The 24,117-nt window shown below is 64.4% G+C and carries 29 protein-coding genes; 20 read left to right on the top strand and 9 right to left on the bottom strand.

The genetic code is table 11. The features are described 5' to 3' along the window. The first annotated feature begins 66 nt into the window (after window positions 1-66). Window positions 67-216: a 50S ribosomal protein L40e gene (locus RR_RS21565; protein ID WP_004960523.1), complete on the top strand. Its 150-nt coding sequence runs from the start codon at window positions 67-69 to the stop codon at window positions 214-216. 50 nt (window positions 217-266) lie between these two features. On the opposite strand, the gene RR_RS16485 is transcribed toward RR_RS21565, so the two are convergent. Both RR_RS16485 and RR_RS16480 read right to left on the bottom strand, forming a co-directional pair. Next, complete coding sequence (locus tag RR_RS16485) at window positions 267-1,172, bottom strand: hypothetical protein (RefSeq protein WP_011224439.1); 906 nt, start codon at window positions 1,170-1,172, stop codon at window positions 267-269. Window positions 1,173-1,222: 50 nt separating this feature from the next. Beyond that, window positions 1,223-1,834, bottom strand: coding sequence for an MBL fold metallo-hydrolase (locus RR_RS16480; RefSeq protein WP_049939184.1), 612 nt, complete (start codon window positions 1,832-1,834; stop codon window positions 1,223-1,225). A 159-nt stretch (window positions 1,835-1,993) separates the two neighbouring features. Here RR_RS16480 and RR_RS16475 point away from each other — a divergent pair, with 159 nt between their 5' ends. The 4 genes from RR_RS16475 to RR_RS16460 all read left to right on the top strand — a co-directional run bounded on the left by RR_RS16475 (window position 1,994) and on the right by RR_RS16460 (window position 4,061). Beyond that, entirely contained in the window at window positions 1,994-2,179 is a 186-nt protein-coding gene (locus RR_RS16475) for a DUF5786 family protein (protein WP_004515979.1), read from the top strand. Beyond that, window positions 2,176-2,727: a DUF99 family protein gene (locus RR_RS16470; protein WP_049939055.1), complete on the top strand. Its 552-nt coding sequence runs from the start codon at window positions 2,176-2,178 to the stop codon at window positions 2,725-2,727. The genes RR_RS16475 and RR_RS16470 overlap by 4 nt, the downstream gene beginning before the upstream one ends. A gap of 226 nt (window positions 2,728-2,953) precedes the next feature. Then, on the top strand, window positions 2,954-3,397 hold the full coding sequence (locus RR_RS16465) for a RidA family protein (protein WP_004960539.1): 444 nt from the start codon (window positions 2,954-2,956) through the stop codon (window positions 3,395-3,397). Between the two features lie 76 nt (window positions 3,398-3,473). Then, window positions 3,474-4,061 carry a uracil-DNA glycosylase gene (locus tag RR_RS16460; RefSeq protein WP_004960548.1) on the top strand — a complete coding sequence of 196 codons (588 nt, stop codon included), beginning with the start codon at window positions 3,474-3,476 and terminating at the stop codon, window positions 4,059-4,061. A 25-nt stretch (window positions 4,062-4,086) separates the two neighbouring features. Here RR_RS16460 and RR_RS16455 read toward each other — a convergent pair whose 3' ends face one another. Beyond that, window positions 4,087-4,452: a hypothetical protein gene (locus RR_RS16455; protein WP_011224436.1), complete on the bottom strand. Its 366-nt coding sequence runs from the start codon at window positions 4,450-4,452 to the stop codon at window positions 4,087-4,089. A gap of 170 nt (window positions 4,453-4,622) precedes the next feature. On the opposite strand from RR_RS16455, the gene hisH reads away from it, so the two are divergent. Genes hisH through RR_RS16440 form a run of 3 tightly spaced genes read left to right on the top strand, consistent with a single transcriptional unit; the run spans window position 4,623 to window position 6,921 of the window. Then, window positions 4,623-5,321 (top strand): imidazole glycerol phosphate synthase subunit HisH, encoded by a 699-nt coding sequence (hisH, locus tag RR_RS16450; protein WP_011224435.1) that lies wholly within the window; start codon window positions 4,623-4,625, stop codon window positions 5,319-5,321. A gap of 23 nt (window positions 5,322-5,344) precedes the next feature. Then, window positions 5,345-6,190 carry an SDR family oxidoreductase gene (locus tag RR_RS16445; protein WP_011224434.1) on the top strand — a complete coding sequence of 282 codons (846 nt, stop codon included), beginning with the start codon at window positions 5,345-5,347 and terminating at the stop codon, window positions 6,188-6,190. After that, a complete protein-coding gene (locus tag RR_RS16440) occupies window positions 6,187-6,921 on the top strand; it encodes an acetoacetate decarboxylase family protein (RefSeq protein WP_011224433.1) in 735 nt (244 codons plus the stop codon). Before RR_RS16445 ends, RR_RS16440 begins: the two co-directional genes overlap by 4 nt. Window positions 6,922-7,112: 191 nt before the next feature. On the opposite strand, the gene RR_RS16435 is transcribed toward RR_RS16440, so the two are convergent. After that, window positions 7,113-7,460 carry a hypothetical protein gene (locus RR_RS16435; RefSeq protein ID WP_049939054.1) on the bottom strand — a complete coding sequence of 116 codons (348 nt, stop codon included), beginning with the start codon at window positions 7,458-7,460 and terminating at the stop codon, window positions 7,113-7,115. A gap of 140 nt (window positions 7,461-7,600) precedes the next feature. Here RR_RS16435 and RR_RS16430 point away from each other — a divergent pair, with 140 nt between their 5' ends. The 4 genes from RR_RS16430 to RR_RS16415 all read left to right on the top strand — a co-directional run bounded on the left by RR_RS16430 (window position 7,601) and on the right by RR_RS16415 (window position 11,646). Next, window positions 7,601-9,283 (top strand): histidine kinase N-terminal 7TM domain-containing protein, encoded by a 1,683-nt coding sequence (locus tag RR_RS16430; RefSeq protein ID WP_011224431.1) that lies wholly within the window; start codon window positions 7,601-7,603, stop codon window positions 9,281-9,283. Window positions 9,284-9,572: 289 nt separating this feature from the next. Beyond that, window positions 9,573-10,676, top strand: coding sequence for a tRNA (guanine(26)-N(2))-dimethyltransferase (locus RR_RS16425; protein ID WP_011224430.1), 1,104 nt, complete (start codon window positions 9,573-9,575; stop codon window positions 10,674-10,676). 104 nt (window positions 10,677-10,780) lie between these two features. Further along, window positions 10,781-11,239, top strand: a complete 459-nt coding sequence (locus RR_RS16420) for a hypothetical protein (protein ID WP_049939053.1) — start codon at window positions 10,781-10,783, stop codon at window positions 11,237-11,239. Then, window positions 11,236-11,646, top strand: coding sequence for an SHOCT domain-containing protein (locus RR_RS16415; protein ID WP_011224428.1), 411 nt, complete (start codon window positions 11,236-11,238; stop codon window positions 11,644-11,646). The genes RR_RS16420 and RR_RS16415 overlap by 4 nt, the downstream gene beginning before the upstream one ends. Window positions 11,647-11,659: 13 nt before the next feature. Here RR_RS16415 and RR_RS16410 read toward each other — a convergent pair whose 3' ends face one another. Together RR_RS16410 and RR_RS16405 are read right to left on the bottom strand one after the other, a co-directional pair. Further along, the gene (locus tag RR_RS16410; RefSeq protein ID WP_198409019.1) at window positions 11,660-12,346 is read right to left on the bottom strand and encodes a helix-turn-helix domain-containing protein; all 687 of its coding nucleotides are present in this window, start codon (window positions 12,344-12,346) and stop codon (window positions 11,660-11,662) included. 75 nt (window positions 12,347-12,421) lie between these two features. Further along, window positions 12,422-12,838: a hypothetical protein gene (locus tag RR_RS16405; RefSeq protein WP_004960138.1), complete on the bottom strand. Its 417-nt coding sequence runs from the start codon at window positions 12,836-12,838 to the stop codon at window positions 12,422-12,424. Between the two features lie 94 nt (window positions 12,839-12,932). Here RR_RS16405 and RR_RS16400 point away from each other — a divergent pair, with 94 nt between their 5' ends. The 3 genes from RR_RS16400 to RR_RS16390 all read left to right on the top strand — a co-directional run bounded on the left by RR_RS16400 (window position 12,933) and on the right by RR_RS16390 (window position 16,565). Then, on the top strand, window positions 12,933-14,369 hold the full coding sequence (locus tag RR_RS16400; RefSeq protein WP_049939052.1) for an MATE family efflux transporter: 1,437 nt from the start codon (window positions 12,933-12,935) through the stop codon (window positions 14,367-14,369). A 70-nt stretch (window positions 14,370-14,439) separates the two neighbouring features. Beyond that, entirely contained in the window at window positions 14,440-15,675 is a 1,236-nt protein-coding gene (locus tag RR_RS16395; protein WP_004960133.1) for a YihY/virulence factor BrkB family protein, read from the top strand. After that, the gene (locus tag RR_RS16390) at window positions 15,672-16,565 is read left to right on the top strand and encodes a phosphatase PAP2 family protein (RefSeq protein WP_049939051.1); all 894 of its coding nucleotides are present in this window, start codon (window positions 15,672-15,674) and stop codon (window positions 16,563-16,565) included. Before RR_RS16395 ends, RR_RS16390 begins: the two co-directional genes overlap by 4 nt. A 12-nt stretch (window positions 16,566-16,577) precedes the next feature. Here RR_RS16390 and glnA read toward each other — a convergent pair whose 3' ends face one another. Then, the gene (gene glnA, locus RR_RS16385) at window positions 16,578-17,933 is read right to left on the bottom strand and encodes a type I glutamate--ammonia ligase (RefSeq protein WP_004960127.1); all 1,356 of its coding nucleotides are present in this window, start codon (window positions 17,931-17,933) and stop codon (window positions 16,578-16,580) included. Between the two features lie 126 nt (window positions 17,934-18,059). Between glnA and lrp the strand changes: the two genes are divergently transcribed. The 3 genes from lrp to RR_RS16370 all read left to right on the top strand — a co-directional run bounded on the left by lrp (window position 18,060) and on the right by RR_RS16370 (window position 20,739). After that, window positions 18,060-18,518 (top strand): HTH-type transcriptional regulator Lrp, encoded by a 459-nt coding sequence (lrp, locus tag RR_RS16380; RefSeq protein ID WP_004960124.1) that lies wholly within the window; start codon window positions 18,060-18,062, stop codon window positions 18,516-18,518. Between the two features lie 140 nt (window positions 18,519-18,658). After that, complete coding sequence (locus RR_RS16375; RefSeq protein ID WP_011224422.1) at window positions 18,659-19,255, top strand: TetR/AcrR family transcriptional regulator; 597 nt, start codon at window positions 18,659-18,661, stop codon at window positions 19,253-19,255. Then, window positions 19,252-20,739 (top strand): MATE family efflux transporter, encoded by a 1,488-nt coding sequence (locus tag RR_RS16370; RefSeq protein WP_049939050.1) that lies wholly within the window; start codon window positions 19,252-19,254, stop codon window positions 20,737-20,739. Before RR_RS16375 ends, RR_RS16370 begins: the two co-directional genes overlap by 4 nt. Before the next feature lie 45 nt (window positions 20,740-20,784). Here the strand turns inward: RR_RS16370 and RR_RS16365 are convergent, their stop codons facing one another. Continuing rightward, window positions 20,785-21,327 (bottom strand): Rieske (2Fe-2S) protein, encoded by a 543-nt coding sequence (locus RR_RS16365; RefSeq protein WP_007187830.1) that lies wholly within the window; start codon window positions 21,325-21,327, stop codon window positions 20,785-20,787. 97 nt (window positions 21,328-21,424) lie between these two features. Here RR_RS16365 and RR_RS16360 point away from each other — a divergent pair, with 97 nt between their 5' ends. Together RR_RS16360 and RR_RS16355 are read left to right on the top strand one after the other, a co-directional pair. Further along, window positions 21,425-21,724 (top strand): hypothetical protein, encoded by a 300-nt coding sequence (locus RR_RS16360; RefSeq protein WP_049939049.1) that lies wholly within the window; start codon window positions 21,425-21,427, stop codon window positions 21,722-21,724. A 167-nt stretch (window positions 21,725-21,891) separates the two neighbouring features. Then, window positions 21,892-22,476, top strand: coding sequence for an NADPH-dependent FMN reductase (locus tag RR_RS16355; protein WP_011224419.1), 585 nt, complete (start codon window positions 21,892-21,894; stop codon window positions 22,474-22,476). 2 nt (window positions 22,477-22,478) lie between these two features. On the opposite strand, the gene RR_RS16350 is transcribed toward RR_RS16355, so the two are convergent. Beyond that, on the bottom strand, window positions 22,479-23,999 hold the full coding sequence (locus RR_RS16350; protein WP_004960105.1) for a hypothetical protein: 1,521 nt from the start codon (window positions 23,997-23,999) through the stop codon (window positions 22,479-22,481). Window positions 24,000-24,117: the final 118 nt, after the last annotated feature.

The raw sequence follows: 24,117 nt of genomic DNA, 5'->3' as shown, positions 1-24,117 counted from the left end.
TTCCACGCTGAATCGGTCCCGGACCGAAACTCAAAGCTTAAACGCGCGCACCGGGAATGACCGCGCATGGCTAGCTTCGAGACAGCGTCCGACCGACTCCTCAACAAGCAGATCTGCATGCGGTGTAACGCTCGGAACCCACAGCGCGCCCAGCAGTGCCGGAAATGTGGCTACGGCAACCTGCGTCCGAAGGCGAAAGAAACCCGCAGCGCCTGATTTTCGGGTCAGTTGCCACCGACATCCGGTGGCAGTTCGTCACCACTCGGCTACTGCCCAGTGAGTTCTTCATCCGCTGACTGCCGGTCGAGCGTCGCCATGCGAACCGACGCGTGTGAGACGAGAAGCTCCAGCAGCTTCTGGTCTTCTTCACCGACAGTCGTCTCGTCCGTCGTAACCGAGATGACGACTGTCGTCTCGTCTTCATCGTCCAGAACCGCTGCCGACACGCAATCGGTGACTGACTCGGGGATGTCGACGGGGAACGGCCGGTCGTGAACGATGACCGCTCCCTGTTCCTGTGCCCGGACGGCCTGCGCGAACTCGGCGACGACGTCGACGGGGACGGTCCGAACCGTGTTCGCGAGCGCCACCGCATCGCCGTCCCTGAGCTGGATGACGGCTGTCTCCTCCATGCCGGTCATCGTGCCGAAGGCCTCAACAACGAAGGCAGCGACGCCGTCGACGCTGGGGGCGCTGGCGATGGCGCGCCCGTAGTTGTTCACGTCGGCCGCCTTCCCGGCGAAAGCCTCGACGCGGTCGCGCTCGGCCGCCAGTTCGCGGAGCCGACTGCGGCTCCGGGCGTCGTACAGGCCGACCAGAACGCCCGCCAGCGCGCCGACAGTAACGAGGTCAACCGTCAGGTACGACGCTCGGGCGAGTGAGCCAGAGGTCACGCGCTGACTGAACAACAGGAGCGCCGCCACGGCGGCGAACGTCACAGTTCCGCCGGCGGCCCACGCGGCCACTCGGGACGTGGCCCCCTCAAATGCCGTGTCGCGGGCGAGCCAGACGCCCGCGTACGTCACCGCGAGGCCCATCGCCACAAAGGGGAGCGCATCGACCGCGACCGCCACCGGAATCCGGGTCTGCTGGACCGCGTGAAATACCTGCATCGCGGCCAGTACGACGCCGGAGACTGCCAGAGCCGCCCCCGTCAGAAGTCGCTGGTTCATAGCGTCGAATATCGGCCCTATCACTAGAGCGTTGTGCCGGTTTCGAGTGGTCAGTCGTCGGGATACTTCGGCTCGCGGCGCTCGGCCCGTTCGAGGGCGCGCTCGACGACCTCGCGGACATCGCCGTGGAAGACGCCGCCGTGACCCGAGTACATGTGTTCGACGCCTGCCGGCATTCGGTCGAGAATACGCTCGATGCTCTCGATGAGGCGCTCGCGGGACTGGCCGGGGCGGTCCGTGCGGCCGAAGGAGCCGTCGTCGAACGCGCCGTCGTCGTGGACGACCACGTCGCCGGAGAACAGGGCTGACTCGGAGACGAGCGAGACGTGGTCATCGGCGTGGCCCGGCGTGTACACGACCTCACACTCTTCATCGCCGACGGTGAGCGTGTCGCCGTCAGCGAGTGCGTGGTCCCGGCGGGGATGGGAGCCGTAGGCGTACAGCGGCGCGTCGAAGGCGTCGAGGACGGTATCAAGTCGCTGGACGTGGTCGCCGTGCTGGTGGGTTAACACGACGGCATCGAGCGCGTCGGCGTGCTCCCGAATGACGTCGACGACGCCGCGCATCGCACCAGCGTCGACGAGTGTCGTCTGCTCGCCGGTCGCGAGATAGGCGTTGCAGGTGAACGTCTCGGCTTCGGCGGTGACGTTGTGAACGTCCATACACGAAGCCTGTGGCGCGGCCCGCTTGAGTGTACTGTCCCGGCCGCCGGTCGCCACAGCAGTTCCGAGAGTGAGACCGAAGAACATCGTATTAACGCGCTAACACGCTGGAGTCGGCGAGTGATTTTTTACTGTGAACGTCATAGTTGTACACGTACCATGGGGTTCGGGAGCTACGACGAATCGGAACAAGACAATCAGGAGTACGACACAGACTTCGAGGACGAGGACGGCCTCGATGCTGAAGAAAACGCCCACGAGGGCGACATCGAGTACGAGTTCACCGCGTCGAACGACGAACTACTCGACAGACTGGAAGACATCAAAGACAACCAGAACACGTGAAAGCAGGGGCACGGGCCCTCGGCGTCGCGGAGTCGTATCGGGCTGAAACCAGTCAGTTTGCTGGCGCTGTCGTCCGCGCCAGTAGAGTGGCCGACGGCTTTGTTTTCAGTACTGCCACGGTCGGCGGGAGCGACGCGACCGAGACAGTGTGTGCGATGGTCGACCGACTGGACCGCGAGGACATCCGCTACCTGCTGGTGGCGGGTCTCGCGCCGGCGTGGTTCAACGTCCTCGACCTCCGCCGGATTCACGACCACACCGACCTGCCAGTCGTCTCAGTCACCTTCGAATCCTCGCCGGGGCTCGAGGGGGCCATTCGTGAGGCGTTCGACGATCCCAATGTCGTACAGGACCGGCTGGCGACCTACCGTGCCCAGCCGGAGCGCCGACCGGTGTCGGTGAACGACGAGACGGTGTACGTTCGGAGCGTCGGTATCGACGACAGCGCCGCCGCAGATGTCGTCCGGGCGTTCACGCCGGAAGGCGGCCGTCCGGAACCGCTCCGGGTGGCCCGACTGGCAGCGCGGGGACTGGCCGAGATGGAGTGAGTCGGACAGCGGTAGCGGCCGACCGGCGACGCTGTGACACTGGTCGTCAAGACAGTGGAACAGGCCAGAGTTATTGCTGTCAGGAGCCACAGCGAAAAGTTGTCTATTGCTAAGTCATATCTGCGGCCCGAAAGCATCCTGCTAGCTAGTACTGCCTCATCATTGTCTACAGTTAGTAATAGCTAAAGATATCCTGATTAGCTGGCACTGTGTTTGTACGAATACAATGGCAGAGAGCAAGACACAGGCGAGGAATGCTGTAGACCCCGCAGAAACGAACGAGCAGACGAATATCAACAGTAGCGTGACCCGGTCCGAGGGCGACCAGCCGACAGAGCACAGCGTGTACGGCAAGCGCCAGCAGGACAGCCAGCTCATATTCTTCGACGGGCAGGTTCCGGACGCGGACACGGCTCGCAACGGCGATGTGCAGGAACAGACGCTGGCCGCACTCGACCAGATTCGAGCGATGGCTGCCGAATCCGGTCTCGAACCGCGTGACCTGCTGCGGACGACGGTGTACCTCACGGAGATGGACCAGCTACCAGCGGTCAAGCAAGCGTACGCGGCGTTTTTCGACGGACAGCGACCGTCACGAAGCGTCGTCGGCGTTGCAAGCCTGCCAAACGACGCGGCGGTGCAGATCGAAGCAACCGGTGTAAAGCGGTAGTCACGGCCAGCGTCCGCGGTCGGGTGCCTGCCGGCGGACCGCTGCGTTTGAGAGCCTTCGGTGCAAACGACGCTGCATGGAGCAGATGGACGGCCTCGATGTCGTCGGCTGTGAGCGCTGTGATGACCTCTGTGGCTCGCGCTCGCGCATCGTCAACGGCGTCGGCCCCGCGGACGCGGACCTGCTGTTCGTCGGGGAAGCCCCCGGCGCGAACGAGGACGAACAGGGCGAGCCGTTCGTCGGCCGGAGCGGCGACGTGCTCGACGCTGGGTTACGCGATGCCGGCCTCGACCGCGGCGACGTGCGCATCACGAACTGCGTCCGCTGTCGCCCGCCGGACAACCGCGACCCCCGAAACGGTGAACTCGCGAACTGCCGCGACTATCTGGAGACGGAAATCGACCGTGTTGACCCCGAAGTCGTCGTGACGCTCGGGAAAGTGCCGGCCGAGCACCTGCTAGAGCGTGATGTCGCCGTCACCGGCGAAGCGGGCGACGTGTTCGACGTGGCTATCGCCGGCCAGCCACGGCGCGTTCTCGTCTCCGTTCACCCGGCGGCGACGCTGTACGACCCGAGCCAGAAAGAGACGTTCGAGGCGGCGCTGACGACTGCCGCGGAGTTTACCGACGCCCAGAGCGGCCAGTCACGACTCGGCGAGTTTTAAAAGTCGGATAGTGCGCTCGGAACCGCTAGTTCGCTGCGATGTCCATCGCTTCTGCTCTGGTATCGACCAGCGAAATGTCAACACCCGGAATCTCGCCGACCTGACTCTTGAGCGCCATTTTCTTGATCCCCTCGGAGACGATGACCCAGTCCGTGATACCGAACTCCTTGCCCGCTTCCGCGGCCTCCTGTGCTCGCGAGAACACGTCGTCGTTCAGTGACGCCTCCATCTGGAGATTTGAGATGTGCGTATCGACCGCCGGCTGTGAGGCGAGTTCTTCGAATCGTTCGTTGACTTTCGCAAACGTCTCATCCGTCATCTCCATCTCTTCGGGAAATTCAGCGATGAGAACGTTACTGTCGACATACAGGACTTCTGTAAGGTCAATCATCAGCGGCTGTATGCGGTAGGTGGATAAAACTGGGCCGGACCATTCTTAGCTTTGATACTCTTGCAGGACCGGACGTGTGAGCGGGGTTGAGACCGCCCGCTTGACAGTGGCGGTGCTGAAGGCTTGTTCGAACAGGAACTCACTTACCCCCCGTTCGCCTACGAGAAGGTATGAGTGTCAGACAGACGACTGCGGACGTGGTCGTCGTCGATTACGGACTGGGGAACCTCCGGAGCGTCACGCGCGGGCTCGAACGCGCCGGCGCGAACGTTTCGCTCTCGGAGGACCCCGCAGAGTTCGACGCGGCTGACGGCATCGTCCTGCCCGGCGTCGGAGCCTTCTCCGAAGGGATGGACAACGCTGGGCCGTTCCGCGAGGCGCTGGTCGAACAGGCCGAGGCCGGGAAGCCCCTGTTCGGAATCTGTCTCGGGATGCAGATGCTCCTGACGACGAGTGAGGAGGCCGACCACGAAGGACAGGGCGACGCCGAGGGGCTGGACCTCATTCCGGGGAAGAACGTCCGGTTCAGCCGCGACCAGACCGTGCCACACATGGGCTGGAACGAACTTGACGTGACGCGGGACCATCCCCTCGTCGAGGGCGTCGACAGCGTGGGGTCGAAGACCCCACGGGCAGACGGAACCGGTGGTTCCGTCGACGGCGAACACGCCTACTTCGTCCACTCCTACTACGCCGTTCCTGACGACGAGAGCGCGACGGTGGCGACGACGGACTACGGGACAGACTTCGCATCGATTGTTGCCAACGACGCCGGCAACGTCTTCGGGACGCAGTTCCACCCGGAGAAGTCGGGCGAAACCGGGCTTCGCATCCTCCGGAACTACGTCGACTACTGTCTCGACCACTGAGTTCTGGATTTGGGTTCGTTTGTATGTCTACAGGAGCTTCTGTCGTGCTGCTCACCGGCGCAGCGTCGGGTATCGGAGCGGCGACGGCGCGGGCGTTCGCCGACGACGGCTGGACCGTCTACGCGACGGATGTTCGGACCGAGTTTCCAGCGGATATCCCCGAGCGCTGTCGCTGTCTCGAACTCGATGTAACTGACAGCGAGCAGGTCGAGGCTGTCGTTGACCACATCATCGAGGAAGCGGGACGACTCGACTGTCTGGTGAACAACGCCGGGTACGGGGTCGCCGGCCCAGTCGAGGATGTTTCCAGCGACGACGTTCGCGAGCAGTTCGACGTGCTGGTCCACGGCCCACACCGACTCGCACAGGCAGTGCTGCCCGAGATGCGCGAACACGGCGGGCGCATCATCACCGTCTCAAGCGTCCTGGGCCACACCGCGTCGCCCGGACTCGGCGCGTATTCAGCCGGGAAAGCCGCCGTTGAATCGCTTTCTGACGCAGTTCGGATAGAGGTGGCCGGCGCGGACGACATCCATATCTCGCTCGTTGAACCGGCGTGGGTCGAGACGGGGTTCGCCGATGGCGCGCTGGAGAGCCTGCGTGATGCGGACCGGACGCCGACCTACGACCGGACGTACGACGCGCTGGAGGACGGCTGGGTCCTCACCGGTGGACCGCTGGCGACAACGCCAGAAGCCGTCGCGGCGACGGTACTCGCCGCAGCGACCGACGACCCGCCGAAGGCCCGCTATCCTGTCGGGGCCTTCGCCACGTTCGTCCGATGGACCCACTGGCTCCCGGCGCGACTGCAGGACCCGATACACCGTGGGTTCGGTCGGGCGAGCGCGCTTCTGGGGCGGTGGTTATGATACACCTGTCCGACGGCGACCGGGTTCGGCTCTCGACCGGCCACGAAGTGACGCTGCCGCTGGTCACCGAGGCGACGGTTGCCGGCGCGGTGCTCCCGGCGCGATACGACGTTGCCGAGTCGCTGCTGCCCGATGGACTGACACCGGTTCGAGTAACGGCCCGGCAGGCCGCAGTCGTGCTCCTCTGTGTCGAGTATCACCGTATCGGCGACGACGCGATGGCCCCCTACGACGAGTTCGCGGTGCTGATTGGCGCAACGGCGGACGAGTGGCAGTCACCACTGGTGCCACTGCTGACCCGCGATATCGGTGGCTACGTCTGGTCGCTCCCGGTGACAACTGAACCCGCTCGCGCCCTCGGCGACGAAATCTGGGGCTATCCGAAAACAGTCGCCAACATCAGCCACCACGACAACACGACCCGCCGCGAGACGACGGTCGTCGAGGACGGCGACCGCGTGGCGACGGTCAGCATCGACTGGCCCCGGACCTGGGAACACCGAGAGCAGATAGAGAGCTACGCGGTTCGGGAGGGACGACTCGAACGAACATCTGTCGAGTTCCAGGGGAAACTAGGGGCTGCGCCGCTGAGCAGCTGCATCGACGTGGACCCGGGTGACCACGAACGGGCCGACACGCTCCGCTCGCTCGACCTCGGCTCCCGATCCGTCCTTCGGTTCTCGCTGGAAGGGCGGATTACATACGGCGCTGGGCGGTCAGTGGAGCGGTAGCGGGGGCAGTAGCAGGAGCGGAGCAGTGCGGTAGCAGTAGCAGAGCGGTGAGGAAGCCGTACCGCATAGCATACCGCGCGCCGACGGCGCGCGGTTTCACGCGAATCGCTCCGCGATTCGCGCCTTTTTCGCCCACGTTTTTGCCGCGAGAGGTGAGCGCTATGCGCTCACCCGAGCGGGAAAAAGGTGGTCTAGAGGAACTCCCGGACCTCAGAGTACCACATGTCGTGCTCGTCAACGGCGTCGATAGCCGCAGCGATGCGAACCGCGATAGCGTGCCAGCAGAGCTGGTCGGGGTCGTCGGCGTCGAGGTTGTACTCGCTGTCGGCGCAGGTGCAGCCGCCGTCTTCAACGATGTACTCGTCGTCATGGCCGACAACGACGGTGAAATCGCGGTACTGCTTGACGCGGCCCTCGCCGACGGCCTCGATAGCTTGATGACCGCGGTCATCGTGGACGGCGACGATAGCCGACACTGCATCGGGGGTCAGCTCACCGGCGGCTTCGAGGTCGGCCACCCACTCCTCGACATCAGTCACATCCGTGCTACGGAAAGGGGTGACAAAACGGCGTCGGCTTCAGCAGCCAGATTCCAGCTGGCTCGCAACCGGCGGCGAGAAGTTATCAATGCTTGTACTGTGCCCAGAAACATAAACACGGAGTACAGATTTATTCCGGCATGAACCTCGACCTCCCGTGGCTGGCGCTGGGCTCGTTTGCCTCGGGATTCGGGTCGCTGTATCTGCTGGCCCAGCTCCAGGCACACTGGGACAAGCCCGGCGCGCGGTGGTTCGTCGCGACCATCGTCACACAGACGGTCTGGTGTTTCAGCTACGGCGCGGCACTGCTGGTGTTCGACCCGACACTGCGCCTCGCTCTGGAGATGGTATCCTGGCTGGGCATCATCTGGATTGGCTTCTGTTTTCTCTCGTTCGCGCTGGGATACACGGGCCGGACGAACGTCCTCGAAAGCGGCTGGTACCGTGGCGTGGCGGTGCTGCCGCTCGTCGAAACGGCGCTCGTCGTCACAAACCCACTCCATACTGTGGTCTGGCAGGGATTCCGGGTCGTACCGGCTGCCGGCAGCGCGGGGGCCGACTACGCCGTCTTGCCGGTGGGACTGCTCACAATCATCGTCGCGATGCTGTTCGTCAGCTTCGGGACCCTGCTGGTGTTCGATACGGTCGTCAGCTACGGCCCGCTGTACCGGCGCGAGGCGCTGGCGGTCGGCTTGAGTCCGATACCGCCCGGGGCCGCGGTGTTGCTGTGGGCCGGCGGTATCGGGCCGGTTCCGGCAGTGAATCTGACGCCGCTCCTGTTTCTGCCCCACGTCGCGCTGGACCTGTACGCGTTCGTTCACAGCGATATGTTCGAGTTCCACCCGGCGACCCGGCGGGCCGGCGAGCGGGCAGCAATCCACGACATCGCCACGCCGGTCGCCATCGTCGACGAGCAAGGGCGCGTCGTGAATCTCAACGCCGCCGCCGAACAGATGCTCGCCGTCGACAAGCACGAGGCACTGACGGAGCCGCTGAACGATTTTCTGGGCGGCGATGACATCGCAACCGACGGGGGGAGTTCGCGGGTGTCCATCGAGGCCGATGGTCGGCACCGCGAGTACAAGGTCCAACAGACGGCGCTCCGAGACGAGACGGGCACGCAACTGGGATACACCGTCGTCTTTCAGGACATCACCGACGAGATCCGGCGTGAACGCCGCCTCGAAGTGCTCAATCGCTTTCTCAGACACAACGTCCGCAACGAGAGTGTCGTCATCCAGGCTCGGTCGGAGTTGCTAGCGACGGAACTCGACGGCGACCACGCGGACTATGCGGCGACCATCGAGCAGTCTGTCGGTCGTCTGGTCGACTCCGGCCAGAAGGCCCGGACCCTCGCCGAAGCGGGGGCCGGAGGTGCGACCCCCGAACCCGTTGTGCTGGCCGACCTCGCCACCGAGGTCGTAGAGACCGCCCGGGACGAGTACGACGGCTCGGTCACGGTTGAGATACCCGACGACCTCCGGCTGACGACCCAGCCCGCCCTGCTGAAAATCCTGCTTACCAATCTCGTCGAGAACGCTCTCCAGCACGTTCCGGACGCCGTCGTCACCGTCGGTGCGAAGGTCAAGGGCGACGATGTCGTGCTGACCGTCAGCGACGACGGCCCCGGCGTGCCCGAACACGAACTCGGCGTACTGGAGCGGGGCCGCGAGACGGACCTGAACCACGGCAGCGGCATCGGCCTCTGGCTCGTCCGCTGGACCGCGACGACGCTGGAGGGCGACCTCGATTTCGACACGAGCGACGGGACGACGGTAACCGTTCGACTGCCCCGAGAGCGGACGGCCGCCGAAGCAAGATGAGTGTGGTAATCACGGGGACAGTCTGCCGACCGTGCTGAGTGCGACTGCACAGCCGGCATGCACAATGCGATTACACTGCCAACACGGGTGGGACTGGAAGGGGCGAGGCGCTGGCGGACGGGGGGCGACGCAAGCACTGCACGAGCGACTGTAAGGAGCGAGGCAGCGCGCAGCGAGACCTCCGATACCAGCGCCTCGGGGCTTTCTGGCTGTTCACGCCACCCTCAAGTACGGAAGCATCAACAGGCAGGTTCGAACGACTTAACGGCGCCCGCACGGACCGGAGAGTATGCGCGTCAGTGAGGGCCGGGTGACGGTCACGGTGCCGGAACAGCCGGAGGCGGGGAAGGGTGCGGACGTATTCTTCAACCCCGTACAGGAGCTGAACCGCGACATCACCGTGGCGGCGCTGCGGGCCTACCGAGAGCGAACCCCCCGCGTGTCGACGTATCTGGACGCCACCGCCGCCAGCGGTATCCGTGGCGTCCGCGCGGCGGCCAACGACTGGGAGACGACGCTGTGTGATATCGACGACGACGCAACGGCGCTGTGTGAACAGAACCTCGAACGCAACGACCTCGCGGCCTCGGTCCGGCGGTCGGACGCGAACGTGCTCATGCACTCCGAGGCGTTCGACGTAGTGGACGTGGACCCCTTCGGCACGCCGATTCCGTTCGCCGACGCGGCGGTGCAGGGGACCAAACACCTCCTCTGTGTGACGGCCACCGACACCGCGCCGCTGTGTGGCGCGCACTTCGAGAGCGGCGTCCGCTCGTATGGCGCGGTACCACGAAATACCGAGTTCCACGCCGAGATGGGGATGCGCGTCCTTCTATCGGCGATGGTCCGCACCGCCGCCCGCTACGACATCGCTGCCCGACCGATTCTCAGCCACGCGACCAAGCACTACGCCCGGACCTATCTGGAGTTCGACCACGGCGCGAAGGTCGCTAACGACTGCATCGACGAACTCGGCTACGTCCACCACTGCCAGCACTGCCTCTGGCGCGACCACGACTACGGCCTCATCGCCGACCCGCCCGAGGACTGTCCGGTCTGTGAGAAGCACCTCCAGACGGCCGGCCCCATCTGGCTGGGTCGGACCTGTGACCCCGAGTTCGTCAGCGCCGTTTCAGAGCAGGTGAGCGAAGAGATGGGCACCGCCGACGAAGCCAAAGAACTGCTGGCGACGCTCGGGGCCGAAATCGACACGCCGACCCACTATGACCAGCACCGCCTCTGCAAGCGCTGGGGGCGCGGCGCTGAAGCCATGGACGAGTTCATCGAGAAGCTCCGTGACGCTGGCTACGCGGCCTCCCGAACGCACTACGGCGGCACGACGTTCAAGACGGACGCCGACGTGGTAGAGATACGCGAGGCGACGGCAGACTGAGACCGCCGGGTGCTCGTTGACCGCCCGCGAACAGCGGTACCGGTACTAGCGGGATGCAACATGTTGCTGTAAGCGTCACCTCACTGTGTCCGTTCTGTGTACATATGGAACGGAACGAACACCGTTCGAACAGTCACGTCGCAAGTACGGCTACCGTCCCGAGAAAGATGATTCTCGTGTTGTTCGTGCCGGCGCTATTCGGGGCCGCGCATCACGTCGACCACATCGTCCGCGGGAACCACGTGGGTTGGCCGCTGACCCCCGAAGTAAACGCGTTCACGCTCAGTCTCGCCGTCTACCCACTCCTGGCAATCGGCCTCGTCCTCACGGTAACCGGGCGGACCGGACTGCGGTACTGGCTCGGATTTTTTACGGCGAACAGCGTGGTGCTCGCGTCCGTCCACCTCGGTCCCTGGGCTATCGAACCACCGTCGGACATCATTGCACCGTACAACGATCCGATGCTCGGCTACGGGGCCTTCGGGGTCCTGCTTGCACTCATCGCTGCTGTCGCCATCGGGGCAGCGTACACCGGGGTCCTCGTTCTTCGAGGTGGCCGATGAGCCAAACGCTGTCCCACGCGCGCCCCAAGCCGGTGAGCGCAGTCGTCTCAGCAGTCGTGACGGCGGCCACACTGCTCATTGCGTTCGGATTGCTGGCACTGGGCGTCGAGTCGTTCTGGCTGGCGTTCGTCGTCGGCTTTGGTGTGGTCCTCCCGGCGGCAGTGGGGGTGGTCGAATACAATCAAGACAGTGACACCCGCAATACGACCACCGACCGGGAGAGCGAGACAGAGTCGGCGCTGGCCACGCTTCGCCAGCGGTACGCTCGGGGCGAACTCTCAGAAGTTGAGTTCGAGCGGCGGCTTGAACAGCTTCTCGAAGCGCCGTCATCGCCGGCAGAACGCACACGTGAGACGGCTCACTGGACCGAGGAGCAACACGGTGTGTCCAGAGTGAGCGACCAGTAGTTGTCACTCACGGTTAGCGATTCTCCGGGGACTGCGAGGCCGCCGTGGTGAGAAACCACTTGACAATTCGCGTCTGTCCACGTCTGAGCACACGGCTCGCGGTCGACTTGTCGATATCGAGCGCCGACGCTAGGTCGGCGAGCGTGCAGTCGCGGGGCAACTCAAAGTAGCCCGCTCGGAGCGCAGCCATGAGGACGTCCCGCTGGCGCTCTGTCAGGAGTCCGGACGGATCTGTGCTGTGAACGAGCGACAGCAGCTCGTACTGCCTACCTGCGTCCTCAATCGCCGTCCGGAAGTGGTCGAACTCCGCACGGGACCCGGTGAGGTCAAACTCGTACCAGCCGTTCTCGGCAGTGACCGGGTACTCGATAGGGAGGCCGGACTCAGCGACGAACTCGTACAGGTCCGTGTCCGTCGTCTCGTACTTCGCGAGTACCCGATCGGCAGTGCGTTCCAGTTCCTCGTATGCGGTAACCGAGGGATGCGTCGCGATGGCGTCGCCGGCGGTCGCGGGGTCGTCAGTCGTCACCTCGCCGAGTTCGACCGCCCTCGTCGCAGCTCGAATACCGGAGAGCAACCGGAACGTGGCCTGCGGGTTCGCCTGTGAGACGTCAGCGATCCAGATGTCCTCTGGGAGGCGAATTCGAAGCCGAGCGGCAATCACGCCGACCGCCTCCGGCAAGATGTTGGCTGTGGCCACGGCATAGTGTCGCCAGTCGTACCACACAGCCGGACTGTGTAAATCCCGTGGCGAGCGTCGCCGTCGGCAATCGCCTCACCGACCGTTCGCCCGGCCGACGCTCTCTCGAACCGCGGAGACGAGGTCATAGCCCAGCAGATACACCGGGCGCAGGAAGTAGTTCGCCATCCCCGCGAGCCCAAGCAGCCCGCCGATAGCCTGCACCTCGCCGGGTGTGGCCGACAGGCGAACGAGCAGCGGCAGAGCCGTAACGAGCGGCGCGAGCCACAGCGACTGGACGACGCCGTCCAGATCGACACCGGCGACGGAACCGAATCGGTCCTCGTCAGGGCGGACGGCGTACAGCACAGCCGTCAGTACCAGCAGGCCCACGGCAATCGGCAGGGACGCGCCGACCCCGGCGACGCCAAAGCCAATAGCCAGCGCGGCCGCGACGAGCAACAGGATCGTCACCTGCATCGTCCCGTTCCGGATGGCCGCTTCCGTATCCATATCCGGTCGTTGCGGCGGCGCTGTATAAACCCTGTGAGGGCGGCTCCCCTTTCTTAACGCCTTTGCTGTTCGACCGCAAAGGAGGGGCGAACACGTGCCCTCCACGTACAATCCAGTCCGTGGCGTCCTGCTGCTCGTCGGCAGCTTGCTCGCGCGGTTCGGGCTTGTCGAACGCGAGCGGGTCCGGCGAGCGTCGGACCTGTCCTGGCCCCGGATCGTCACCGGACTCGCCCGGATGTCGAAGTCGACGGTCGACGTGGCGATGGTGGGGCTGGCGCTCGGACCGACCGCCATCGCCGGCGTCGGCTTCGCCGCGCCGTTCTGGGAACTGGTGTTCGCGCTGGGCGCAGGTGTTGCTGGTGGGACTATCGGCATGGTGTCACAGCGCTACGGGGCCGACGCCGGCGAGGAGCTAGCGGTCACCGTTACGACCAGCAGTGTCGTCGTGGTAGCGGCCACTGTCCCGTTCGCAGTGGTGTACTGGGTCCTTCCAGGCTTACTCGTCGATCTGGTTGGGACAGGGCCACAGGCAATCAGGTACGGTGTGCGGTACTTGCGCGTCGTCGCCCTCGGTGTGCCGTTTGCAGTGCTCAACCTCATCGGGAGCCGAGCACTCGTCGGGGCTGATGACGCATGGACGCCGATGCTGTTACGGGCCGGCGGTGCGGTCGGAAACATCGTGCTGAGCGCCGTCCTCATTTTCGTGGCTGACCTCGGTGTCGTCGGTGCGGCGCTCGGGACAGTCGTTGCGAACGTCCTCGTCACGGTCGGGTTCGCTGTCGGGCTGACTCGTGGACGACTCCCACTCGTCGGTACACTGCCGATACAGATACCGGTCACCCGGCCGTTCTTCGATAGCGGACTGGCTCGCGACCTCACGAGGACCGGGGCCCCGCTCGTAGGGGCCAACCTCGCACGGACCGGGGCGCAGTTCCCCCGGCTGTTCATCGTCGGCCTGTTCGGGCCCGGCGTCGTCTCGGCCTACGTCGTGGCACTCCGCGTCCGGGCGCTGCTTGATACGCCGAACTGGGGGCTGAGCCTCGCATCGAGTAGCCTCGTTGGGCAGGCACTCGGCGACGATGACGAGGCCGAGGCGACCGTCTGGGCGGAGACAGTACTCCGGCTGAGTATCGGCGTGTACATCGTCGTCGCAGCAATGCTGCTCCCGTTCTCGCGGGGCATCGCCCGTCTGTTCGTTTCGGACCCCACAGTGCTCCCGCTGGTGACAGTGTTCGTCGCCGTTGCGTGTGCCAGTGTCGTGTTCCGTGGCGTCGACGGCGGCTCAGTCGGGCCGCTCCGTGCCAGCGGCGACACGCGCTGGCCGTTTTACTCACAGCTGGCCGGGATGTACCTGTTTGCCCTCCCACTGGCGTATCTCGGCTACGTCACGCCGCTTGGCAAACTCGCGCTATACGCCTCGCTCGTCGTCGAAACGGCGGTTCCCGCGGCGGTGACCTACTATCGGTTCCGGTCGGGGACGTGGCGGGTCGTGAGCCGGTCGTACCGGCCCGACGCAGCGCTCGACGACTGAGATAGCGTCGATGGCCGACTGACATCAGCCAGTCGACAGTATATTTGTGGCTCCACTCTGACGTGCTCGCGTGGACCGCACACGCGCTGTCTCCGTCGGTCGGGCTGTCATCCGAACCGTTCAGGAAGAGGAGGTCTCCTTTCTCGCCGCCGGCATCGCCTACTACATGTTCGTCTCGCTCCTGCCGCTGTTGTTGCTGACGCTGGTCGTCGGCACGCTGGCGGGCGGAGAAGCCTTCGCAGAGCGAATCGTGACGGCGGCGGGGGATGTGCTCACACCGGCGGCGTCGACACTGCTCGAAGATGCGCTGACCAGCGGGGCCGGTCGCGGTGGTGCGACTGTGCTCGGTGTCGGCGTGACGCTGTGGAGCGCGCTCAAGGTGTTTCGCGGACTGGATACGGCCTTCAGCCGCGTCTACGGGACGGACGGCCCCGACTCGATTGTCCGAGAAATCGTCGACGGGCTGGCCGCGCTAGGCGGCATCGGCATCGCACTGGTCGGGCTCGGTATCATCGGCGCGTTCGGGACGGTGCTCGGCGTACAGGTCGCGCTCGGCGGGCTCGCGCTCGTTCCCGTGCTGGCAGTCGCCTTCCTCCCGCTGTACTACCTCTTTCCCGACCAGGAGATGACACTGCGGGAGGCCGTTCCCGGCGCGGTGTTTGCCGGTGGTGGGTGGACGCTGCTCGGGACGGGGTTCAACGTCTATGCGGCGCAGGCCGATTCCTATCAGGTGTATGGCGTCATCGGCGGGGTCCTGTTGCTCGTGACGTGGTTCTACTTCGCCGGACAGGTGCTCCTCGTGGGCGCGGCGGTCAACGCGGCGCTCGCGGACCGGCAACTACAACAGGTATCGCGCCGACGGTCCGGCAAAGCGATGAGTGAGGACGCTGACGAGACCGACACGCCCCCGCCAGCCGGAACCGGGCCAACCGGACGAGACACTGATACGCTGACAGACGAGGAACTACAGGAACTCCGCGAGGAGTTCGAGTCGTTCCGCGAGGACATCGAGGGCCGGACGCTCCACCGTGACGAGGTGCGGTCGGACCTCAAGCAGTACGTCCGCCGCCGGATGCGCCGCGGCCACGCCCGACAGTGGGGCCCCTACATCGTCTTGCTGTACGGCACGATCATGACCCTTGGCGCGTTCTACTACCTGAAGGGGCTCTGGGCCGTGCTGGCGATGCTGGTCATCTGGCTGTCGGTACTGGGCCTTTACGCTATCATGATTGCTGTCGGTGTGACGCTTACTGCCACCGGCCTCCCCGGACGACTCGTTGACCGCGTGCGCGACTGGCGACAGTGATACGGGCTGTCGGCGTCACCGAGGTGCTGTCGGCGCTGCCCGGCGCAGTCGTCGTGCTGTTCTCCCTAATCACCCAGCTGGGTGATTTCTGGTTCACGTTTCTGGCCTGTGGCCTGCTGTACTGGCTCGGCCCGTGGACGCCAAAACTCGGGCAGGACCTCACTCGCGACCGGACGGCGATGCTGGTGGCACTGCTCGCCGTCGGCGTCGCGCTCGTCGTGTCACTGAAAGGCGTGTTCGCGCTGCCACGACCGCCCGGGGCGGGCACGGCCACCCACGCCGAACTGCTCCCGGCGGCGCTGCGGGGCGTCTATGAGTCGATGGCGACCGGCGAAGGGTTTGGCTTCCCCAGTGGCCACGCCACCCTTTCGCTGCTCGTCTGGGGCGGTATCGCGTGGGCGCTCCGGGTCGGCACGCGCCGACAGCGCACCGCTGTCGCCGCGACAATCGTTGCCCTCATCGGGCTCTCCCGGCTAGTACTGGGCGTCCACTACCTCGCCGACATCGTCGCGGGCTTTGCCATCGCCGGGACAGCCCTCGTACTCGCCCTCAGCGCACTCAAAACGCCCGAGCGAGTATTCGGCTTCGCGGCCGTCATCGCCGTGGCAGGGCTGTTCGTCACCGGCATTTCCCGCAATTCGGCCGGCGCGCTGGGTGTCGCTGTCGCGGGTGCCGTGGTCTGGGCGCTCTTAGGAGATTCAATCCCGGAACCGACCCGGCACGGTGTCGGTATCACAGCGCTGCTGGGCGTTGTCTCGGTTGGAACGTTGCTCGGGGTGACGTTCGAGTTAGACCCGACGCCGGGCGTCATCACGTTACTTGCGGGGCTTGGGACCGGGGTCCTGCTAACGCTACCGCTGGCCGGTGAGCAACTCGCAGAAAAATACTGAAGTGGAAGCCGTTTAGAACTTCTCGAGGTAGCGGTCGAGTTCCCAGTCGGAGACGTCGACGAGGTACTCCTTGTGCTCCTGCGTTTTGGCCTCGACGAAATTCTCGTAGACGTGCTCGCCGAGAGCGTCCTGAATCACTTCGTCGTCTTCGAGCGCTTCGACGGCTTCGCCGAGGTTCGACGGGAGCGTGGTGATGCCGTACTCCTCGCGTTTCTCCTCGTCGAAGTCGTAGATGTTCTCGCGGACAGGGTCGTCGCATTCGAGGTCCTGCTCGACGCCGTCGAGACCGGCGTGGATGAGTGCGGCGAAGGCGAGGTACGGGTTACACGACGGGTCGGGGAAGCGAGCCTCGATACGGCTTGCGGCCGGGGTGCGGGCGGCCGGCTTGCGGATGAGCGCCGAGCGGTTACGGTCGGACCAGGCGACGTAGACGGGTGCCTCGTAGCCCGGGACCAGACGCTTGTAGGAGTTCACGGTCGGGTTCGAGACGGCCGTGATAGCCGGTGCGTGCTTGAGGATACCGGCGGTGAAGCTCTTTGCCGTCTCGGAGAGGTTGAACTCGTCGTCCTCGTCGTGGAACGCGTTCTCGCCGTCCTCGGTGAACAGCGAGAGGTGCGTGTGCATCCCGGAACCGTTGATCTTCGGGATGGGTTTCGGCATGAACGTCGCGTGCAGGTCGTGCTCGGCCGCGATGGCGCGGACGACAGAGCGGAAGGTTGCGACGTTGTCGGCCGTCGAGAGCGCGTCGTCGTAGGTGAAGTTGATCTCGTGCTGGCCCTGAGCGACCTCGTGGTGGGAGGCTTCGATGTCGAAGCCCATGTCTTCGAGGCCGTAGATGATGTCACGGCGCACGTCGGAGGCGAGGTCCTTCGGCGCGAGGTCGAAGTAGCCACCGGCGTCGTTGGTCTTGGTCGTCGCACGGCCCTCTTCGTCTTCTTCGAACAGGAAGAACTCGGGCTCGGGGGCGGCGTTGACCGTATAGCCCATGTCGTTTGCGCGCTCGATCGCACGCTTCAGGACGCCGCGCGGGTCACCGGAGAACGGTTCGCCGGTCGAGGTGTCGATGACATCACAGATGAGACGGGCACTGGAACCGCCTTCGACGTTTTCTCTCCACGGGAGCACGGAGAACGTCGAGGGGTCCGGGTCCAGACGCATGTCGGACTCCTGAATCCGGACGAAGCCGTTGATCGAGGAGCCGTCGAAGTAAATCCCCTCTGTGAACGCTTTCTCTGCCTGGTCGGCTGTGATCGAGACGTTCTTGATCGTGCCGAGGATGTCGGTAAACTGGAGCCGGAGGAAGTCGACGTTCTTCTCGTCGATTTCGTCGAGTACCTCCTGTGCCGCCTCTGAAAGTTCGCTTGTCATCTTTGGACACCCGATAGGAGCGGTGCTACTACTAAAACCCTGCTGATTTGCGCAAAGGTTTCGACGCTTTCGCCTACATTTGGACATTCGTAAAATTCTAATCCCTGGGGGGCGTCCCCCGATGTAATGACGTACGAAAATCTCGACCGTGAGCTAGTGAATGCCCTGCTTGGGGATGGCCGTGCCAGCCTCCGAAGCCTCGGAGAGGACCTCGACGTATCGGTAACAACCGTCTCAAATCACCTCTCCGATCTTGAGGACGAGGGGATCATCAACGGGTACACCCCCAAGGTCGATTACGACAAGCTCGGCTACGACGTGACGGCAATCATCCAGCTCAAGGTGGAGGGGTCGTCGCTCCCGGCAGTCACCGAAGACCTCAAAGAACACAAGCAGATGATCTCCGTGTACGAGGTCACCGGCGACTACGACATCATCGCGGTCGGGAAGTTCACCGATACCGACGGCATGAACGCCCAGATAAAGGAACTCCTCACTGACCCGGACATCAGGGAGTCGAACACCTCCGTCGTACTCAACGCCGCAAGCGAACACGAACAGTTCGACCTCGACCTGAAGGAGTAGCGACTGGCCTTCTGCCGTCGTTCCGACCTCTCCCAGAGCGACGGCTCCCGCGAGTCTGAGCCCGATATAGCAGGGCATGCGAACCCGCCCGCAGACGGTACCGACGAATACTTGACTGACCAGTCAGTTAGTAACACGTAATGGATGACGGCGATACGGCCGACGATATTATGGATGCAACCTACCGTGCGCTGTGTACGCACGGCTACGCGGATCTGACGATGCAGGACATCGCTGACGAGTCGGACAAGAGCAAGGCTGCCCTCCACTACCACTACGACAGCAAACACGACCTCCTCTGTGCGTTCCTCGAATACCTCTATGACGGGTTCGTCGACCGGATCGAGGACCCCGCCGGCGAGACCCCACACGAGCGCCTACTTTCGCTCATCGATTCCGTGCTGGACAAGCCGGACGACGGGAGCGAAGAGTTCGGGACAGCGATTCTCGAAATCCGCGCCCACGCGCCATACGAACCTGGCTTTCGCGAGCGGCTCACGAAGTTCGACGATTACCTCGTCGACGAACTCGAAGTGATTCTCGAAGACGGTATCGCTGACGGGACGTTCAAGTCGGACCTCGACGCCGATGAGACCGCCCAGTTCATCGTCACCGTGCTGACCGGGGCTGCGACCGAGCGCGTCACGACCGGACGCCCGGTCAAGTGTACCAGACGGATGCTCACCGAGTACGTCGAGACGCACCTTCTCGACGGACAGCAGGAGGTCACAGCGTGAGCCTCCGGCAGAAACTAGGCCGCTTGGGAGCGCGACTCGGGAACCTGTTCAAGGGGCAAGAGGAACTAGAACTGACAAGCGGCGACATCGGCAAGCCGCTGCTGTTTCTCTCCTTCCCCATCGTCATCACGAACCTGCTCCAGGTGGCGTACAACCTCGCCGACACGTTCTGGCTCGGCCAGTATTCCACGACAGCGCTTGCGGCAATCTCCTTTGCCTTCCCGATGATCTTCCTGCTCATCTCGCTCGGCATGGGACTGTCAGTGGCAGGCAGCGTGCTGGTCGCCCAGCATACCGGGGCTGAGGAGCACCGCGAGGCCGAATACGCCGCCTCCCAGACTGTGACGTTCGCGCTGCTGGCTTCCGTGTTGCTCGGCACGGCCGGCTACTTCTTCGTCGAAGACTTTCTGTCGCTTTTGGGCGCATCCAACGAGGTTCTCCCGGGCGCAACGGGCTACCTACAGGTCGTTTCACTCGGGCTGACGGCGATGTTCGGCTTCTTCGTGTTCATCTCACTGATGCGCGGGGCCGGGGACACCATCACGCCGATGCTAGTGATGTTCGGAACCGTCGTGCTGAACATCGTCATCGACCCGTTCCTCATCTTCGGCTGGTGGGTGTTCCCCGAGATGGGCGTCGTCGGCGCGGCCGTCGCGACCATCTTCTCGCGTGGCGTCGCGCTGGTCGTCGGCATCGGTATCCTCCTGTCGGGGAGGCGCGGGGTGCGGATTCACCTCAGCGATATGGCCCCCGACCTGGAGTACCTCCGGAAACTGCTCAGGCTGGGCATCCCGGCCTCCGTTGAGGGGACTGGCCGCGCGCTGTCGGTCAACGCCATGCTGTTCATCGTCGGGACGTTCTCCGTGACCGTCGTGGCAGCCTTCGGCGTCGGTATCCGCGTGTTCTCGCTGGTGTTCATGCCGGCCATCGCGATGGACCGCGGCGTCGAGACGATGACCGGCCAGAACCTCGGTGCCGAGCGGCCTGACCGCGCAGCGACGGCGAACCACTTCGCCGCAAAAGTCTCGTTTGCCATCCTCACCGTCCTCGGCGTGGTTACTATCTTCGCCGCCCCAGCCGTCGTGAGCGTGTTCAGCGACGACCCCGAGGTCGTCCGCATCGGGGCCGAGTTCCTCCAGTGGGTCGCCCCGACCTTCGGCTTCATCGGCATCGTTCGGGCCTACTCCGGCGGGTTCCGTGGGGCCGGCAAGACGCTCACCGCAGCGGCGCTGGCAGTTACCATGCTGGGAATCATCCGCCTGCCGGTCGCCTGGGTCGCCTCCCGCCCGGTCTCGGTCCCGGCATGGCTCGGCCCGCAGGTCGTCGACCTCTTCGCGTACTCACTGGCCGAACAGGGCATCTGGCTGGCCTTCGCCGTCTCAAACGTCCTCGCGGCCGGCCTTGCAGCGGCCTGGTTCCTCCGAGGAACGTGGCGTGAGGCCGACCCCCGGAACAACAGCGAACCGGCCGTCGCCGACGACTGACGGCGCTGCTTATTAGGAGATAACTGAAAACAGTCTGACAGCGTGTCAGCGCCGGTCGGCCCGCTCGAAGCGCTCGTCGGTCAGGTACACGTCGCCGTCCCGAACCGAGACCTCGATACTGTCGAGAGCATCGCCAGCGCAGGGCCCATGCGTGCAGACGCCGTCGTCGGGTTCGAACTGCGCGCCGTGTTTGTGACACACCAGCTGGTCCCCCCGTACAATCGCGCCCCGACCCGGGTCCAGCGGGACCTCGGGCTGGTGGGGACAGGAGTTGCGCCAGGCGGCGACGGCGTCGCCCGAACGGTGCAGAATGCAGTTGACACCGCGCCGACCGTCGCGCGCCTCGAAGACGAGCGTGCTGTCGGTGGGCACCGAATCGAGGTCGACGATACGGCGCGGCTCGTCACCGTCGTCGTTGTCGTCGGGTGACTGCTCGTCGTCACCGCTGGACTGCACATCGTCGCCAGTCCCAGAAAAGCTGAATCGGACGGTCGCGTCGCCGGCTTCGACCTCGCCGCCGTCGTCGTGGATGCGGACCGACTCCGACTCGTCGTCAGCGTCAACGGTCACATCCACGGGGTCGCTCATAGCAACCTGTCGGCGATTGACACACATATCGATGTCGAAGTCGTCCGCAGGGTGCCGATTGCAAAACGGAGTTATGTCAGCCCCTCAGAATATGAGTATGGACCGAGACGACGTTTCTGTCGAAGTGGAAGTCGAAGTAGAGATAGACACAGCGGAACTGGAAGCCGAAGTCGAAGACATGGCTGAGTTCGAGGCAGAACTAGAGGGCAAAGGCGTCGAAATCGAACTGGAAGCCGAAGTCGAGTTCGCTGAACACGACGAACACGAGGAGATGGATGAGACGGAGGAGGCCGAACACGAGGAGATGGACGAGGCAGACGCAGAAACTGAGACGGCGGAGTCCGAAGCCGGCGGCGAGACGGACGAGACAGCGGGCGACGACGAAGACCAGGCGTAGTCACAGACAACGATAGCCGGGGTTGGCAGGGTATTCCGCAGTGAACGCGGGTGAAAATCGCAATGTCACAACGGACCGTCTAGCGACGTAGCCACCTATCAGAATACGTACTGAAATCTATTTCTCAGAATACTTACTGATAGGCGGCAGCTACGAACAGGCACACAATGCCCGACACGCCACACGTTATCGGTGTCAGCGGCAGCCTTCGTGACGAGAGCGGAACCAGAATCGCCGTCCAGCACGCCCTCGATGCAGCAGCGGGGGCTGGCGCGACGGTTGCACACATCGACCTTCGAGAGTGGGACCTCCCGCTGTTCGACCCTGACGCGAGTGCGGCAGACTCCGGTGACGGCCCGGAACTCGCTGCCCGTGTCCGCGAGGCCGACGCGATGGTCCTCGGAACGCCCGTGTATCATGGCACAATCGCCTCACCGCTGAAGACGGCGCTCGACTACTGCAGTATCGAGGATGTCGAGGGGACGACCGTCGGCATCCTTGCAGTGGCCGGCGGCGGGTTCCCCACGCCGACGCTACAGCATCTTCGGGCCTCCGTCCTGGAGTTGAAGGGCTGGCCGCTCCCGCAAGATGTCGCCATCCCCGACTCGTGGGCCGCCTTCGAGGACGGCACCATCGCCGACGGAGACATCATAGAGCGTGTCGAAGAACTGGGCGCAAGCGTCGTCGCGTGCGCAGGGATTGCGGACCAACGCGAGGAAGCGGAACAGTCGGAACTAGCGACCGGAGACTGAGGTTACTCGAACCAATCGACGAAACTCCCCTCCAGCAGGTTCCCCTCCTGATGGCGGATGTAGGTGGCCTGCATCCCCCAGATGGCTTCGGCCAGCGGGACGTTCTCCTCGACGCGGCGGCGGACGTAGTCGTGTTTCCAGCGTGCGGGCGTGAGCCGGCGGTCGACGCGCTCGCGCAACGGCCGGATGTATCCATGGGCCTCCTCCGCCGAGAGGCCGCGCTGTTCGAGGCCCTCGCGTGCGTGCTCGAACAGTTCACCGTATATCTCTTCGGTGCTGGTCGTCGTTGCTCCATCAGCGGTGATCCACTCGATTTTCGCCCGGAGGCCGTTCCGAGCGGCGGTGTAGAAGTTCTGCTTTGCCGTCTCCCAGTCCAGTGACTGGATTGGGTGTTCGAGTCGCGGTAGGCTCTCCATCAGGCCGGCAAAGACGGCTGCAAAACCAATCGCGTCGTCGACGGTCGGCTGTGCGGCCAGCGGGCGGAACTCGATGCGGGCGTTAGCCGCCGACCGGGTGGCTCCCTCAAACACCGGCCTGACCCACCGCCAGTAGGAGCCATGCTTGTGCCGGAGGTGAACGAAGTCGTCGTCGAAGCGGGTGCCCGACGGCAGGTCGACCGGGACGATGGTGTCGTCCGCGACGATGTCGTCGATGGCATCCTCAACGGTGTCGAAATCCGGGGGGAAACAGACCTTCGGTGGCGTCGAATCGCCATCGGGCGGATTGAGGACTGACTCGAAGACGCCGATGCGGTTCTCCATGTTCGCCCCCGCAACGATCTCCGGGTCGGGCGCGTCGTCGTACAGGTCCGGCGGGAAAAACGGCGAATTGACGCCAAGCGCCAGCAGCGGCGCAGCAATTCGGAGCGCGTAGCTGAAATACTCCGGCAGGTCCGGGGCGTGGGGAATCTGGTAGTGGGGTTGAATCGAAGTGATAAGTGATTCCGGCATCACCGTCTCGGCCTGCAGGGAGACGTGGGGTGCGTCAATTTCGAACGCCGAGGGGTAGTCCGTATTGGCCATCGTGTGATAGCGGACGGAGTCCGACATGTTCGTCCCAATGCGGACACCGCTCTGTTCGACACAGTCACAGAGATACGTCTCGGCTGTCTCGCCGGCGGGCGGAACAGTCCACATACCGTCGGAGACGAGGCGGATGCCCTCGTTGCGTACCCGTTGCTGGGCCGGCATCAGCGACGCCTTCAGTTCGTTTCGCTGGGCCGCCAGTCCGTGGGTGTTCAGCGGCTGTGGGCTCGTCTGCATCTCGGCGTTGTGCAGGCCAAGCTCCTTCTCGAACCCGATGAGTTCAAGCAACTGGCGGGGAACCCGCTGGAGCGCGTCGGTTTGCTCATCAACAGCATACAGCTCCAGTTCCATACCAACGATCGCTTCCGTGTTGTCAAACGTCCCGTCACGAACAGCGGATTTGAGCGCCTGCGCCTCCTCGCGAGCGCGCTCATTGAACGCCTCGCTGTCCGTCGCAAGCACCTCTGCCACCCGGTCCGCCAGTTCCGAAGCCGACATATCTCCGGGTTTGCAGCCATGGGTGTTAAGCATGCCCCAGACAGGAGGCGAGAGCGAGAGAGCAGTTGCGACACCGTCACAGCATGTCGCCGACATCGCTCACTCCCGACCTCGCCGA

This window comes from Haloarcula marismortui ATCC 43049, from assembly GCF_000011085.1.
Lineage (GTDB): Archaea > Halobacteriota > Halobacteria > Halobacteriales > Haloarculaceae > Haloarcula > Haloarcula marismortui.
This window is presented reverse-complemented; position numbering and strand designations above follow the sequence as displayed.

Bases quoted from the DNA above. Each gene is read 5' to 3' on its own strand.
- RR_RS21565 (WP_004960523.1), top strand. From the start codon at position 67: ATGGCTAGCTTCGAGACAGCGTCCGACCGACTCCTCAACAAGCAGATC.
- RR_RS16485 (WP_011224439.1), bottom strand. From the start codon at position 1,172: ATGAACCAGCGACTTCTGACGGGGGCGGCTCTGGCAGTCTCCGGCGTC.
- RR_RS16480 (WP_049939184.1), bottom strand. From the start codon at position 1,834: ATGGACGTTCACAACGTCACCGCCGAAGCCGAGACGTTCACCTGCAAC.
- RR_RS16475 (WP_004515979.1), top strand. From the start codon at position 1,994: ATGGGGTTCGGGAGCTACGACGAATCGGAACAAGACAATCAGGAGTAC.
- RR_RS16465 (WP_004960539.1), top strand. From the start codon at position 2,954: ATGGCAGAGAGCAAGACACAGGCGAGGAATGCTGTAGACCCCGCAGAA.
- RR_RS16460 (WP_004960548.1), top strand. From the start codon at position 3,474: ATGGAGCAGATGGACGGCCTCGATGTCGTCGGCTGTGAGCGCTGTGAT.
- RR_RS16455 (WP_011224436.1), bottom strand. From the start codon at position 4,452: ATGATTGACCTTACAGAAGTCCTGTATGTCGACAGTAACGTTCTCATC.
- hisH (WP_011224435.1), top strand. From the start codon at position 4,623: ATGAGTGTCAGACAGACGACTGCGGACGTGGTCGTCGTCGATTACGGA.
- RR_RS16445 (WP_011224434.1), top strand. From the start codon at position 5,345: ATGTCTACAGGAGCTTCTGTCGTGCTGCTCACCGGCGCAGCGTCGGGT.
- RR_RS16440 (WP_011224433.1), top strand. From the start codon at position 6,187: ATGATACACCTGTCCGACGGCGACCGGGTTCGGCTCTCGACCGGCCAC.
- RR_RS16430 (WP_011224431.1), top strand. From the start codon at position 7,601: ATGAACCTCGACCTCCCGTGGCTGGCGCTGGGCTCGTTTGCCTCGGGA.
- RR_RS16425 (WP_011224430.1), top strand. From the start codon at position 9,573: ATGCGCGTCAGTGAGGGCCGGGTGACGGTCACGGTGCCGGAACAGCCG.
- RR_RS16420 (WP_049939053.1), top strand. From the start codon at position 10,781: ATGGAACGGAACGAACACCGTTCGAACAGTCACGTCGCAAGTACGGCT.
- RR_RS16415 (WP_011224428.1), top strand. From the start codon at position 11,236: ATGAGCCAAACGCTGTCCCACGCGCGCCCCAAGCCGGTGAGCGCAGTC.
- RR_RS16405 (WP_004960138.1), bottom strand. From the start codon at position 12,838: ATGGATACGGAAGCGGCCATCCGGAACGGGACGATGCAGGTGACGATC.
- glnA (WP_004960127.1), bottom strand. From the start codon at position 17,933: ATGACAAGCGAACTTTCAGAGGCGGCACAGGAGGTACTCGACGAAATC.
- lrp (WP_004960124.1), top strand. From the start codon at position 18,060: ATGACGTACGAAAATCTCGACCGTGAGCTAGTGAATGCCCTGCTTGGG.
- RR_RS16375 (WP_011224422.1), top strand. From the start codon at position 18,659: ATGGATGACGGCGATACGGCCGACGATATTATGGATGCAACCTACCGT.
- RR_RS16365 (WP_007187830.1), bottom strand. From the start codon at position 21,327: ATGAGCGACCCCGTGGATGTGACCGTTGACGCTGACGACGAGTCGGAG.
- RR_RS16360 (WP_049939049.1), top strand. From the start codon at position 21,425: ATGGACCGAGACGACGTTTCTGTCGAAGTGGAAGTCGAAGTAGAGATA.
- RR_RS16355 (WP_011224419.1), top strand. From the start codon at position 21,892: ATGCCCGACACGCCACACGTTATCGGTGTCAGCGGCAGCCTTCGTGAC.
- RR_RS16350 (WP_004960105.1), bottom strand. From the start codon at position 23,999: ATGTCGGCTTCGGAACTGGCGGACCGGGTGGCAGAGGTGCTTGCGACG.